Below are 12,622 nucleotides of genomic sequence, written 5' to 3'. Positions count from 1 at the left end.
GCTACCCCGACACCGACGCCGCGCTGCGCGCCGCCCCGGGCGCGGCCGACCGCTATCAGCTGATGGCGGCCGGACGGATCCTGCGCATGGAACGGCTGCAGGATCTGGAGCGCGTGATCGCGGGCTGCCGCTAGAGGTCAGAGCGCCAGGCCCACGGTGACGGCGCCGCTGTAGCCGGCGCTGGGGCTGCCGGTGAGGGCCGGGGTCATGGCCGCGATCTGCGCTGTCGTATTGTCGCCGAAGACGTTGTCGCTCGTCGTGCTGGTCTGGGCGAACCGGGAGGCGCTGTTCGGATAGCCGCCGGCTGCATAGACGGCCGTGCAGGCTGCCGACGGCATGGCGAACTGCGAGACCAGCAGCCGGTTGGCGTAGGCCGTGGCCGTGCTGAGCGAGCGATAAACCTCGAAGTGGATGTGGGGATAGCGGCCCGCATAGCAGCCCGGGAAGATGGTGGTGAAGGTGGCCTGCCCGTTCGCATCGGTGGCCTGGACGCCGCGCAGGTAGTTCTGCTGCGGCAGGTCGTAGATCGAGTACTGGCCGTTCTGGTCGGCGTGCCACATGTAGATGGCGTACTCGGACAGAGCCGCGCATGAGGCGTTGGTGTTCACCAGGTTGATGGTCAGGGTGAGCTGCACGCCTGCCGCCGTCCCCGAGAGGCCGGCGAAGCTGGAGCGGATGTCGCTGCGCACGATGCCGCTGGTGGTCAGGATGTTGGAGAGCACGCCATTGGCCATGTTGGAGCCGTCGGCCGGGTAGGGGCCGTTCGTCTCGGCGGGCGTCGCGCTGCAGGCCGAACCGCCCGTGCCGGTCGTGCCCGCGCCGGTGGTCCCGGTCCCCGTGGTCGTGGTCGTCGTCGTGGAGGTGGAGGTCGAGGCGCCGGACGAGTCGCCCGAGCCGCCGCAGGCGTCCAGCAGGAGGGCGCCGCCGCCGGCCGCGAGCAGGCCCAGCATGCGTCGCCGCGCCATCATCTGCCGCTCCAGGGCCTGGAGATCGAAAGCCAGCCCCCGGTGGTGATCTTTGTCGTCGTGCATGCGTCCCTCGTTGATGCCGTGCGGTGGCCGAGGGGTAGGGACGTTGCAGGGCCGCAATGTTGCGACGCCATTACACGGTTGTTTCAGGGGGCCAAACCAAAACGCCCCGGCGATGGCCGGGGCGTTCGCGTCGCGGTGAGGTCGGCGGCTAGAAGCGCCGCTGGAGCTCGATGCCGTAGGTCCGCGGGGGGATGTAGGACACCGTCTGATTGACGTAGCCCGTGTCCGGCCCGGTGTTGATCCGAGTGGACGTGACCCCGGCCGAACCGCGCGAGTCGAAGGCGTTCTTCAGGTACGCGATCACCGTCCACTTGTCGTCGCGGTCGCTGAACAGCAGGCGCGCGTCGACCTGATCGTAGGCCTTCACCCGATTGTAGTAGCGGTTGAAGATCGAATAGTAGGTCGCATCCCGCCAGACGTAGGTGAGCGAGGCCGAGAGGTTCCCCGGCTCCAGCTCCCAGGTGTAGTTGCCGTTGATCGTGACGCGGTGCGGCGTCGACGACGGCAGCTTCTGGCCCTTGAGGTCCTGGTTGAGCGACGCCGTCGGGTTCGCCAGCTGCGCGGGCGTGTTGCCGGCGAGGTTGGCGCCCGGCACCAGGCCGCGCGGATCCTCGGAGTCCTGGAAGCAGCAGGCCTCGCGCAGCTCGGCGTTCAGGTAGGAGTAGTTGGCCAGGATCTGCAGGTTGTCGATCGGCTGCCAGATCGTCTCGACCTCGAAGCCGAGCACGCGGGCCTTGGGCAGGTTGAAGAACGAGTTGACGTTGGTGCTGGTCACCGGGTTCAGGCCCGAGATCGGCACCTGGATGTCCTGGTAGTCGTACCAGAAGGCCGAGGCGTTGGCCTGGAAGCGGCCGCCGAACGTCTTCTTGGCCCCCACCTCGTAGGCGTCGATGGTCTCCTTGTCGGTGCTGACGTTGGACTGCAGCGTGGTGGTGCCGGAGTTGAAGCCGCCTGCCTTATAGCCGCGGGTGTACTTGGCGTAGACGAGGGTGTCCGCGTCGGGCTTCCAGTCGACGCCGAGGGTGCCGGAGACGGCGCTCCAGCTCTCCCGCAGGCCGCGGTGGCGCAGCCCGGTGGTGGGATCGGTGTAGGCGGGCAGGTACACGGCCGGGTCGGTGCTCGTGCCCGGCGAGGCGACGGCGGTGACGTCGACCGCGCGGCCTGTGATCCGCGAGATCGGGCAGGTGGCGGTGTAGAGGCACAGGAGCCGGGCGCTCTCGAAGGAGCGTTTCTTGTCGTAGGTGTAGCGCAGGCCGGCCGTGACCTTCAGCGTCTCCGTCGCCTGCCAGTCGACCTGGCCGAAGGTGGCGTAGGATTCGCTGACGTTCTCGGACGAGCCGTAGGCGTAGCGGCGCTCGGGGTTCGGCGCCGCAGCGATGAGCTGGGTGGCCGGGTTGGTGGAGAACAGGGTGGGGTTCTCGAAGCCCGCGTTGTCGGCGTAGCGCGCGTCGGAGAGGGTGTAGTTGGAGCCCTCGCGGAACTGGTAGAGACCGATCAGCCACTGCACCGGCCCGTCGTGGGTCGAGGTGAAGTTGAGCTCGTTCGAGAACCACCAGACCTCTTCCTGGTACTGGTTGTTGCGACGCGGGTAGTAGAGCTGGGCCGGAACGCCGGGCAGGAAGAACGGCGTCCGCCGCGACGTGCCGTCCAGGTCGGTCTGGAGCCGGTAGTCGTAGTAGGTCATGCCGCCCACGTACTTCACGTCGATCTTGTCGAGGTGCAGCACGGCCTCGAGCGTATAGGTGTTGCTCTCCAGGTTGATGTAGTTGCCGTCGTCGGTGTCGAAGCAGAACTGGCAGGTGTTGCCGGCGATGGACGGGCTAAGGCCGAAGCCGCCGGCGTTGGGCGTCAGCGCCGCCTGGAACGGCGTGGTCACATCGCGCAGGCCGTAGATCGCGGTGGTGCGGCCACCTGGGCCGCGGCCCAGGGTGTGCCACTCGGTGGTGGAGGCTTTGAACCACCATTCGAGCTTATCGTCGGCCAGACCGCCGTCCAGTTGGCCCTCCACCGTCCAGACGGCGCCGCGGTTGCCCTCGTCCTCGCCGTCGGGATTGAGGTTCTCGAACACGCCCTTGCCGATATGGCCGTAGGAGGCGGCGAGGCGGCCGCGCACGGAGCCGGCGATGGGGCCGGAGACGGCGGCCTCGGCCAGCTTGTTGTCGTAATTGCCGTAGCCGGCGCGGACCTCGCCGTAGAAGTCGTCGGTGGGCCGCTTGGAGACGATGTTCAGCGCCCCGCCGATGGCGTTGCGGCCGTAGAGCGTGCCCTGCGGCCCACGCAGCGCCTCGGTCCGCTCGATGAACAGGGACGACTGCGCGAAGGCCGTCACCGACGAGGTGTAGAAGCCGTCATTGTACATGGCCACGCCGCCCTCGGTGGAGCGGTTGTTCGTGAAGCGGCCGATGCCGCGCATGTTGATGCGGTCGTTGTTGGTGGAATAGGCGAGGCCGGGCGTGAAGTTCGTGAGATCGGCCACCGAGTTGATGCCGACCAGTTCGCGGCGCTCGTCGGTGAAGGCCGACACGGCGACCGGTACGTCCTGCAGCGATTGCTCCCGCTTTTCGGCGGTTACGACAAGTTCCTCGATTTCAGTGGTTTGCGCCGACGCCGCTGTCGCGACGACCGCGCCGGAGATTGCCGTCATCGCGTAGACGCAAGACAGCAGAATGCTCTTTCTGGATGACATCCGACGTTTCCCCCAAGCCCGTTTTGATGGCGCCTTGATGGCGCTTGGATTCGAATGTCCGGCATGGTGCACCCCGCGTCAATGCGCCCGTCGTTCTATATCGGCGGTTTTTGAACATACTGAATGTTTGAAATCGAACGCGTGATCCGAACGGCGGCTGGCCGCAAGGCGTCGAGCGGGGGCTAGGCGCCGACGCCGCGACTGGGCCAGTGTCGCGGCGCGGAGGACCGATGGCGAGCTACCGACAGCGGCTTGAACGGGACCTGGACGACTGGATCGGCCGCGGCCTGGTGCCGGCCGAGAGCCGCGCCGCGATCCTGCAGAGCATCGGCGAGGGCCGCCGCCTGGACGCCGCCACGGCGCTGGCGATCATCGGTGGGCTGCTGGCCGGGGTGGCGGTCATCGCCTTCGTCGCCGCCAACTGGTCCGAGATCCCGCGGATCGCGCGGTTCGTCCTGGTGCTCGCAGCGTTCCTGGGGGCGGCGGGCGGCGCGGCCTGGGCCAGCGCGCGGGGCCGGGCCGTGGCCAGCCAGGTGCTGCTGAGCGTGGCGGCGCTGGTGTTCGCCGCCGCCATCGGGCTGACCGGCCAGATCTTCGACATCGCCGGCGAACCGCAGGCGGCGCTGCGCGCGGCGGGCCTGGCGGCGGCGCTGCTGGCGCTGGCGGGACGCTCGCCCTGGCCGGCTGCGGTGGGCCTGGTGCTGCTGGGGTTCGGCGACGTCGCGGACGGGCCGCGCTCCGGGCCCGGCGAGCCGCAGTGGCCGGGATGGCTCGCTGTGGCGGCGCCGCTGGGCATGGGCCTGGCCCTGGCCTGGCGGTCGCAGGCGCTGGCGCATGTTGCGGGGATTGCGGCGATCCTGGCGGTGCCGACCTTCGGCGAGTTGTTCCGGGACGAGGCCGGCCAGCTGTTCCTGGGCGCGTCGGTGGCGATGGCGGCCGCCGCGGCCGGCGCGCGGTTCCTGCGCGAACGGTTCGAAGGGTCGGCCGGAGTGCTCTACGGCTGGCTCGTCTGGGGTGCGTCGATATGGTTCGGCGCGTCGGGCTTCGATGGCGACTTCAAGGGCGTGGGCCATTCGATCGCCTGGCTGGCGCTGTCGGCCGGCGCGGTGGCGCTGGGCCGCCACGACCGCCACGCGCCGGTCACCGCCGCCGGTGTCGTGGGTCTGCTCGCCGCGGGGGCCAGTCTGCTGTTCAACCTGGGCGTCGGGCTGCTGACCTCGGCGGCGGTGTTCGGCGCCGCGGCGCTGATCGCGCTGGGCGTCGCCTGGGCCATGCGTGGGAGGAGGCCGATATGAGGCTGCCAGGCGTGCCCGTGCGGATCCTGGCCGCCGCCGGCGTGCTGGCGCTCGCCCTCGTCGGCCTGGTGGCGCGCGAAGGTCTGGCGCGGGCCAGCGGACGGGAGGTGGTGCTGGCGATCACCGGCTACGACCCCCGCGAGCTCCTCACTGGACACTACGTCCAGTTTCAGTTCCGCTCGGAGTATCCGGGGGGCACGGCCTGCCCGCCTGGCCACGGCGATTCCGTCCGGCGGCCGGGCGCCTGGGTGGCGCTGTCGCGGCGCGGGGACCATCACGTGGCGACGGGAGCGGCGCTGAGCCGGGCCGGCGCCCTGAAGCTGGGCGAGGTGGCGGTGCAGGGCGACATCGACTGCCTGGCCCGTCCCCCGCCCGAGACAACTTGGGTCGTGCTGGACCTGGGCGTCGACCGGCTGCACGCCGATCAGAAACGGGCCGAAGCAATCCAGGATGTGCTGCGGGCGCCGCCAGGCCAAGAAGCGCGCGGCTATGCGATCGTCTCGGTCGGCGCCGATGGCCGGGCCCGGCTGAAGGGCCTGACCGCCGGCGGCCGACGCGTGGATCTAAGCTGGTTCTGAGCTCGGCCCGATGGCGAGGCGGGGCATGGTCAGGCCTTCCGGTCGGTAAGGGCGGCGTAGACCGCCTTGGGCGAGATCGTGCGGACGTCCGGCGTGCCGGCCCCCGGGATCGAGCCCCGCAGGTTTTGGATCATGCCGACGAAGACGATGTCGTTGGTGGGGTCGATCCAGAACCACGTGCCGAACGCGCCGCCCCACCAGAAGCTGTCCTGGCCGTGCGGCAGCCCGCTCTCGGCCGGCCGCTCGTTGACGGCGAAATCCATGCCGAAGCCCAGGCCTTTCTGCACCGGCCCGTAGAGATCGATGCCGACTCCCGGCTGGAGGACCGATTTGCGCATCAGCTTGACGGTGTCGGGCTTCAGGATGCGGGCGCCGTCCAGTTCCCCGCCCTGCAGCAGCGCCTGGCAGAAGCGGTAATAGTCGGGGGCCGTGGACCACAGGCCGCCGCCGCCGGACAGGAACCGCGGCGGGTTGGTGAGCACGCGGCTTTCCGCCGGCGCGATCTTGCCGGCGGCGTCGTAGGTGTGGATGCGAACCGCGCGGGCGGTCTTGGCCGGGTCCACCCAGAACTGGGTGTCGGGCATCTTCAAGGGCGTGAAGAGGTGATCCTGCAGGTAGCGGTCGAGCGGCTTGCCCGACAGCTTCTGGACCACGTAGCCCTGCAGGTCGACGCAGGGTCCATAGGCCCAGTCCGTGCCCGGCTGGCTTTCGAGCGGCAGGGCGGCGAGCTTGTCCACCATGCCCTGGAGGTCGGTTTCGCGCAGGTTGACCTTGGCCGCTTCGTAGACGCCGCTGGTCCCGAAGCCGGCGGTGTGGCTCATGAGCTGGGCCATGGTCATGGGCCGGGTCTGATCGACCAGGCCGGCGGCGGTCTTCACCTTCAGCCCGGCGAACTCGGGGATGTGCCGGGCCACCGGATCGTCCAGCTTCCACTTGCCCTGTTCCCACAGCTGCATCATGGCGACGCCGACGATGGGCTTGGTCATGGAGGCGATGCGGAAGATCGAGTCCACGGCCATGGGCGCGGGCGACGAAGCGTCCTGTTTGCCGTAGGCGTCGAGGTTCACGACCTTGCCCTTGCGGGCCAGCAGGGTGACGACGCCGGCCAGTTTCTGCTGGTCGACAAGGGCGTGCATCTGGGCGTTCAGCTCGGCCACGCCCGCGGGCGTGAACCCGGCGGAGGCAGGCGGCTGCACGGCGATCTTCGCGAAGGCGGGCAGGGCCGCCAGGCTCATCAGGCCCGCGCCGCCCAGCATCAGGCCGCGCCGATCCAGCGTCGTCATCCTTGTCCTCCCGGTCCCATTGGTCCGTCTGAAGCGGACTCTTCGAGGATCAGCATCCCCTGTTTTCGAAAGATCGGCCATCCGTTTTGCAGGGATGTTTCCGGCCCTGTGGGCGCGGCTCCGGCCATCCGCTAGGTTGCGGCGACGCAGGAGGGGGAGTCGCGTGGCGGGGATCAGGACGGTCGAGGCGCCGGTGAGGCGGCCGCTGTGGACGCAGCTCTACCTGCAGGTCCTCGTGGCCATCGCGTTGGGGGCGGTGATCGGCCACGTCTGGCCAGCCACCGGCGAGGCGCTCAAGCCGCTCGGGGACGCCTTCATCAAGCTGGTGAAGATGATCATCGCCCCGGTGATCTTCTTGACCGTGGTCACCGGGATCGCCGGCATGCGCGACATCGGCAAGGTCGGCGGCGTGGCCGCCAAGGCCTTCGGCTACTTCTTCGCGGTCTCGAGCTTCGCCCTGGTGGTCGGGCTGATCGTGGCGAATGTCGTGCAGCCGGGCGCGGGGATGAACATCGACCCGGCCTCGCTCGACGCCGAGGCGGTGAAGGGCTACGCGGCCAAGTCGCACGACATGACGATCATCGGCTTTTTGATGGACATCATCCCGACCACGGTGGTGACCGCCTTCACCGAGGGCAACATCCTGCAGGTGCTGTTCTTCTCGATCCCGTTCGGCCTGGCGCTGGCGATGATCGGGGATCGCGGCGAGCCGGTGCTGAACGTGCTGAACGCGACCGCCGAGGCGTTCTTCAGGCTGGTGGCGATCTTCATGCGCGCCGCGCCCATCGGGGCGTTCGGCGCCTTCGCCTTCACGGTGGGCAAGTACGGGATCGAGAGCATCGCCAGCCTGGCGGCGCTGGTGGCCACCTTCTACGGGACCTCGATCCTCTTCGTACTGGTGGTGCTGGGGGCCATCGCAGCCCTGAACGGCTTCTCGATCCTGAAGCTCATCCGCTACCTCAAGGAGGAGCTGCTGCTCGTGCTGGGGACCAGTTCCTCGGAGGCGGCGCTGCCGTCGCTGCTGGAGAAGATGGAGCGGGCGGGCGCCGCCAAGAGCATCGTGGGGCTGGTCGTGCCCACCGGCTACAGCTTCAACCTGGACGGCACCAACATCTACATGACGCTGGCGGCGCTGTTCATCGCCCAGGCGGTGGGGATCGATCTGCCCCTCGGCGAACAGCTTTTGCTGCTCGGCGTGGCCATGCTGAGCTCGAAGGGGGCGGCTGGCGTGACGGGGGCGGGCTTCATCACCCTGGCGGCGACGCTGCAGGTCGTCCCCAGCGTACCCGTGGCGGGGATGGCGCTGATCCTCGGCGTCGACCGCTTCATGAGCGAGTGCCGGGCCCTGACCAACTTCGTCGGCAATGCGGTGGCGACCCTGGTCGTCTCGCGTTGGGAAGGCCAGCTCGACCAGGAAAAGCTGGCGGCCGCGTTGAGCGGTCCGCCAGCACCCGTTGCAGCCCAGCCGGTCGAAGCCGACGCGGACTGAACCCGCGCGCTACGAAAGCAAGGTGGTGATCTTTGACCGCCCCTCCTTGATTTTGAGCGCAATCTGATCGCCGAACCGGCTCCACTTCGGCGGAATGCACTCCAAGGCGCAAAGGTCTGCGAGCCGCCCGGACTAGTGGGCGGGACCCTGCAATTCGTCCTTTACCGTCCGGGTTCCGGCTTCAGCGAGGGCAGACGCCTTCTCGCGCAGGGTGGCGCCTTCGCCCTCCGGGCCGGTCTGGCGGTGGAGCTCTTCCTTCACTTGGCCGTAGGCGCGCTGGGCCACGTCCTTGACCTCGCCCAGGGACGCCTTCGCGCGGTCGGCCACCTTGCTGCGGGCAGGGCCGAAGTAGCGCCGCTCGACCGGCGTGGAGGGCAGGGCCGCGCCGATAGCGGCGCCCACGGCCAGGCCGATGGCGCCGATCACGAGGGGCTCGGCGTCCAGCGTGTCGTCGAACCGCTGGCGGGCGGCGCGGCCGTATTCGCCGGCCTTGTCCTGCGCGAGGTGGGCGTACTCGCCGACCTTGCCGCGAACCCCTGACACGCTGTCCGCGGCGTGATGCTGGGCGTCCGCCAGCCTGGACTTGGCCCGCTCGGCGCTGTCGGCCAGCTTCGCCTTGGCGGCGTCGGCCTTGGCCTTGACCTTGGCGCGCAGGCTCTCACCCTCGTCGTAGCCTTCGTAGGTCGGATAGTAGCCCGATCCCTCGTAGCCGATGGCCGAGGGCTGGCGGCGGGTCTGGCTGATCGCCAGCCAGGCCACGCCCAAACCGATCAGGGCGATGGGGATGGGGTTTTCCCGCAGCTGGTCCACCGCCGTCGTCAGCACCTTGTTGCTTGCGCCGCCCATCATCCTCGTCGCCTCGTCGAACAGTTCCCGGGGTTGCATCTTGTCCTTGAGGGCTTCGACCGTCTGGTCGATCCGCCCGCGCGTCTCTTCGACCTCGCGCTCGAGCTCGGCTGCCGTCTTGGTCATCGGGTCGTCCCCTTCATGAGTTGCGCGTCCTTCTTGAGCTGCCGGGTCGTGCGGTCGGGCTTCAGGCTGCTGGGCGAGATGGCCTTCATGCCGGCCCGCACGAGCAGGGCGCCGACCGCGGCCACAGCCAGGCCGACGATCAGGGCCGCCCAGATCGGATCCATGAACTTGGACAGGGCCAGCACCAGGGCCTGGAGCAGGACCAGCAGGGCTGCGATCAGCAGCAGGCCGCCGGCGGCGACGTCGCCCACCGCCCGGCCGGCGCGGTTGAGTTTCTCGGCAAGCTCGGCCCGGACCAGTTCCGATTCTTTCCGTACCAGCGCCGCCAGATCGCCGCCCAGCTGGCCGATCAGATCGGTCAGGCCCCGAGCCTCCCGCGACGGAGAGGTCCCGTCCATGATCTAGCGGCCCCCGGTGTGCGGCGAGGTGATGGCGTCCGGCTCGCCGTCGAGAGTGTCGTCCGCCGCCAGGCCGATCGACGATTCCGTCGTGGGCTCGGTGGCTTCGAGGCTGCCCATGTTCTGGGCGATCGAACTGTCCACGCCGGCGTCCTGCGGCGCCGCCAGCGGTCCGGCGTAGGGATCCGTCTCGGCGAGTTCGAGGGGTTCCGTGTCGAGACCGCTGCTGTGATCGGGCTCGGCGGCGCGGGCGAACCGCCCCACAGCCAGGCCCACCAGCACCGCGCCGCCGATGAAGGCCGCCGGATTCTTGCGGCCGAAGTCGCGGACCGCATTCAGCAGGTCACCCGGTTCCTTGTCGGCGAGGCTGCGCGAGAGGTTTTCCAGTCCGTCGGCGGCCTGCTGGACCAGCCGAGAGGCCGGGCTCTGGTCGGCGCTCGCCAGTTCGTCGCCCGCCCGGCGGACGGCATTGGCGAAGTCGCCGAGTGTCCGGGCGCCGGCCTGGGCGCCCTTCTGGGCCTCGGCCCGCACCCGCTCCTGGGCGGCGCTGGCGAAGGACTGGGCTTCGGCCTTCAGCGCGTGGCCGGCCTGGCCGACGAGTTCCTTGGCCTGGTCCGTGCGGCGCGACGTTCCGGTGGCGGCGGTATCGAGGTCGGTCATCTGTTTCTCCCCATGCAGGCACGGGGCGGCCCGTCGGGACCGCCGCTTCGGGGCCTAAACGCAGGAGATGCCGTTCGGTGGCGTTGCGCCGACGCGAAACTTCAGTTTTTCAAGGGAAAGTGGGAAGGCCGGCTAGCGACGGCCCCGCCGCCACATCACCGCCACGCCAATGGCCACGCCGACCATCAGGCCCGCCGCGCCCATGGCCAGGGCCTCCCGGTCCATGGCGGCCGCCAGACGCAGGCGCGTGCGCCGCGAAAGGCTGCGCAGGCGGCCGAGGCCATCATCGTCGTAGCCTTCGTAGATGTCGTAGTGACCCGCCAGCCGTTCGGGCTTCACGACGTCCGGGGTCGGCGCGTCGCGGCCCGCCATCTTGCGCATGGAATTGTCGAACACACCCATCCGTCGCACCCTAATCTTTCGCCGCGTCTTAGAGCGCCGCGCTTTGTCCTTGTCACCCGCCTATCGTGTCAAACCGAAGGCAAGCGCCGCAATCCACTCTATAGAGGATGTATGACGCGTACCTTTACCGGCCTAGCCCTGGCCGCCTCATTCTTCGCCACGACCGCTGCGGCTCAGGAGATCTCGGCGCAGCGTCTCTCGGACATCACCCGCGAGCTGGCGTCGGAGCCCTACGCTGGCCGCGGTCCAGGCGGGCCCGGCGAGCAGAAGACCGTCGACTTCATCGTGGCTCAGTTCAAGGCGCTGGGCCTGACGCCTGCCGGCGACGATGGCGGGTGGACCCAGGCGGTCCCGCTGTGGCGCTACCAGACCCAGCCGGGCGGGACCTTCACCCTGGCGGCGGCAGGACGCTCCAAGGCGCTGCACGAGCAGACCGACCTGCGGATCGAGACCCAGAGGCCGGTGGAGCGGGTGGTGATCGAGGCCGCCCCGCTGGTGTTCGTAGGCTATGGGGTGACGGCGCCCGAGCGCGGCTGGGACGATTTCAAGGGCGTGGACCTGAAGGGCAAGATCGCCCTGGTCCTGATCAACGATCCGGACTTCGAGGCGACGCCGCAGGATGCGGTGTCCGGCAAGTTCGGCGGCAAGGCGGCGACCTTCTACGCCCGCTGGGTCTACAAGTACGAGGAGGCCGTGCGGCGCGGGGCGTTGGGCGTCCTGATCGTGCATGAGACGGCGGGCGCGGCCTATGGCTGGAACACGGTCGTGGCCTCGAACGGCGAGAGCTTCGATGTGGTCCGCCCCGATCCGGCGCGGGACAAGCTGCTGTTGCAGGGCTGGATCCAGCGCGACCTGACGGTCCAGCTGTTCAAGGACGTGGGACTGGACTTCGAGGCGGAGAAGGCGCGCGCCAAGACCGCGGCGTTCCGGCCGGTGGCGCTGAAGGGCGCAACGTTCTCGGCCGACTACCGCAACAGCTTCACGCCGCTGAAGAGCCAGAACGTCCTCGCCAAGATCCCCGGCGCCAGGCGTCCGGACGAGACGCTGCTGTACGCCGCCCACTGGGACGCCTACGGGATCGACCCCGCGGACCCCACTGGCAAGGTGATCCGTCCGGGCGCGGTGGACGACGCCGTTGGCGTCGCCGGCGTGATCGAGACGGCGCGGGCCTTCAAGGCAGGGCCGCCGCCCGAGCGGACGGTGGTCTTCGCGGCCTGGACGGCCGAGGAGCGCGGTCTTCTGGGCAGCGAATACTATGCCCAACGTCACGAGGGCGATCTGGCGCGGATGGTGGCCAACTACACCTACGATGTGCTGCAGACGGGCGGACCGGCCCGGGACGTAGTGCTTGTGGGCTCGGGACAGAACGAACTGGAGGCGCACCTGGCCAAGGTGGCGGCAAGGCATGGTCGCACGATCACGCCGGACCCGCGGCCGGAGCGAGCCTTGTTCTACCGCGCCGACCACTTCTCGGTCGCCAAGCGGGGCGTGCCGACCGTGCTGTTCATGGGCATGAGCGGCGGCGCCGACCTCGTGAACGGCGGCCGCGCGGCGGGCGACCGGTGGGTCGAAGACTACACCGCCCGCTGCTACCACCAGACCTGCGACGTCTGGGCGCCGGAACAGGACTATCGCGGCGCCGCCCAGGACGTGACGCTGGCCTTCGAGGCCGGCCGCGAACTGGCCAATTCCCGTCTCTGGCCGGATTGGAACGCCACCTCGGAGTTCAAGCCGGTCCGGGCGAAGTCCGCCGCCGCGCGGCGGTAGCTGACCGAGGCGTTCAGGCACGGTTCAGGGTGAACGCGCGTTAATGCCTTCAATTCAGGAG

At 69.3% G+C, this 12,622-nt stretch carries 11 protein-coding genes; 4 read left to right on the top strand and 7 right to left on the bottom strand.

The genetic code is table 11. The features are described 5' to 3' along the window. Nucleotides 1–137: 137 nt before the first annotated feature. Nucleotides 138–1,031 carry an intradiol ring-cleavage dioxygenase gene (locus AX721_RS09475; RefSeq protein WP_068875770.1) on the bottom strand — a complete coding sequence of 298 codons (894 nt, stop codon included), beginning with the start codon at nt 1,029–1,031 and terminating at the stop codon, nt 138–140. Between the two features lie 148 nt (nt 1,032–1,179). Then, complete coding sequence (locus AX721_RS09470) at nt 1,180–3,717, bottom strand: TonB-dependent receptor (protein WP_082765794.1); 2,538 nt, start codon at nt 3,715–3,717, stop codon at nt 1,180–1,182. 230 nt (nt 3,718–3,947) lie between these two features. Here AX721_RS09470 and AX721_RS09465 point away from each other — a divergent pair, with 230 nt between their 5' ends. Then, nucleotides 3,948–5,012, top strand: a complete 1,065-nt coding sequence (locus tag AX721_RS09465; protein ID WP_068875768.1) for a DUF2157 domain-containing protein — start codon at nt 3,948–3,950, stop codon at nt 5,010–5,012. Next, on the top strand, nt 5,009–5,590 hold the full coding sequence (locus AX721_RS27885) for a GDYXXLXY domain-containing protein (protein WP_068875767.1): 582 nt from the start codon (nt 5,009–5,011) through the stop codon (nt 5,588–5,590). Before AX721_RS09465 ends, AX721_RS27885 begins: the two co-directional genes overlap by 4 nt. A 29-nt stretch (nt 5,591–5,619) precedes the next feature. Here the strand turns inward: AX721_RS27885 and AX721_RS09455 are convergent, their stop codons facing one another. Continuing rightward, complete coding sequence (locus tag AX721_RS09455) at nt 5,620–6,873, bottom strand: serine hydrolase (protein WP_068875766.1); 1,254 nt, start codon at nt 6,871–6,873, stop codon at nt 5,620–5,622. Nucleotides 6,874–7,036: 163 nt separating this feature from the next. On the opposite strand from AX721_RS09455, the gene AX721_RS09450 reads away from it, so the two are divergent. Continuing rightward, a complete protein-coding gene (locus tag AX721_RS09450; RefSeq protein ID WP_068875765.1) occupies nt 7,037–8,362 on the top strand; it encodes a dicarboxylate/amino acid:cation symporter in 1,326 nt (441 codons plus the stop codon). A gap of 132 nt (nt 8,363–8,494) precedes the next feature. Here the strand turns inward: AX721_RS09450 and AX721_RS09445 are convergent, their stop codons facing one another. From AX721_RS09445 to AX721_RS09430, 4 genes are all read right to left on the bottom strand, one after another. After that, nucleotides 8,495–9,334: a DUF3618 domain-containing protein gene (locus AX721_RS09445; RefSeq protein ID WP_068875764.1), complete on the bottom strand. Its 840-nt coding sequence runs from the start codon at nt 9,332–9,334 to the stop codon at nt 8,495–8,497. Then, the gene (locus tag AX721_RS09440; protein ID WP_068875763.1) at nt 9,331–9,732 is read right to left on the bottom strand and encodes a phage holin family protein; all 402 of its coding nucleotides are present in this window, start codon (nt 9,730–9,732) and stop codon (nt 9,331–9,333) included. The genes AX721_RS09445 and AX721_RS09440 overlap by 4 nt, the downstream gene beginning before the upstream one ends. Before the next feature lie 3 nt (nt 9,733–9,735). Next, nucleotides 9,736–10,392, bottom strand: a complete 657-nt coding sequence (locus AX721_RS09435; protein ID WP_068875762.1) for a hypothetical protein — start codon at nt 10,390–10,392, stop codon at nt 9,736–9,738. A gap of 132 nt (nt 10,393–10,524) precedes the next feature. Further along, nucleotides 10,525–10,794: a hypothetical protein gene (locus tag AX721_RS09430; RefSeq protein ID WP_068875761.1), complete on the bottom strand. Its 270-nt coding sequence runs from the start codon at nt 10,792–10,794 to the stop codon at nt 10,525–10,527. A 111-nt stretch (nt 10,795–10,905) separates the two neighbouring features. Here AX721_RS09430 and AX721_RS09425 point away from each other — a divergent pair, with 111 nt between their 5' ends. Then, the gene (locus AX721_RS09425) at nt 10,906–12,561 is read left to right on the top strand and encodes a M20/M25/M40 family metallo-hydrolase (RefSeq protein ID WP_068875760.1); all 1,656 of its coding nucleotides are present in this window, start codon (nt 10,906–10,908) and stop codon (nt 12,559–12,561) included. The last annotated feature ends 61 nt before the right edge of the window (nt 12,562–12,622 follow it).

It is taken from the genome of Phenylobacterium sp. CCH9-H3 (genome assembly GCF_001557235.1).
Taxonomy (GTDB): domain Bacteria; phylum Pseudomonadota; class Alphaproteobacteria; order Caulobacterales; family Caulobacteraceae; genus Phenylobacterium.
The sequence above is the reverse complement of the archived record's forward strand: the minus strand, read 5'-3'. Positions and strand labels throughout refer to the sequence as shown.

Bases quoted from the DNA above. Each gene is read 5' to 3' on its own strand.
- AX721_RS09475 (WP_068875770.1), bottom strand. From the start codon at position 1,031: ATGCACGACGACAAAGATCACCACCGGGGGCTGGCTTTCGATCTCCAG.
- AX721_RS09440 (WP_068875763.1), bottom strand. From the start codon at position 9,732: ATGGACGGGACCTCTCCGTCGCGGGAGGCTCGGGGCCTGACCGATCTG.
- AX721_RS09470 (WP_082765794.1), bottom strand. From the start codon at position 3,717: ATGTCATCCAGAAAGAGCATTCTGCTGTCTTGCGTCTACGCGATGACG.
- AX721_RS09455 (WP_068875766.1), bottom strand. From the start codon at position 6,873: ATGACGACGCTGGATCGGCGCGGCCTGATGCTGGGCGGCGCGGGCCTG.
- AX721_RS09435 (WP_068875762.1), bottom strand. From the start codon at position 10,392: ATGACCGACCTCGATACCGCCGCCACCGGAACGTCGCGCCGCACGGAC.
- AX721_RS27885 (WP_068875767.1), top strand. From the start codon at position 5,009: ATGAGGCTGCCAGGCGTGCCCGTGCGGATCCTGGCCGCCGCCGGCGTG.
- AX721_RS09425 (WP_068875760.1), top strand. From the start codon at position 10,906: ATGACGCGTACCTTTACCGGCCTAGCCCTGGCCGCCTCATTCTTCGCC.
- AX721_RS09465 (WP_068875768.1), top strand. From the start codon at position 3,948: ATGGCGAGCTACCGACAGCGGCTTGAACGGGACCTGGACGACTGGATC.
- AX721_RS09430 (WP_068875761.1), bottom strand. From the start codon at position 10,794: ATGGGTGTGTTCGACAATTCCATGCGCAAGATGGCGGGCCGCGACGCG.
- AX721_RS09445 (WP_068875764.1), bottom strand. From the start codon at position 9,334: ATGACCAAGACGGCAGCCGAGCTCGAGCGCGAGGTCGAAGAGACGCGC.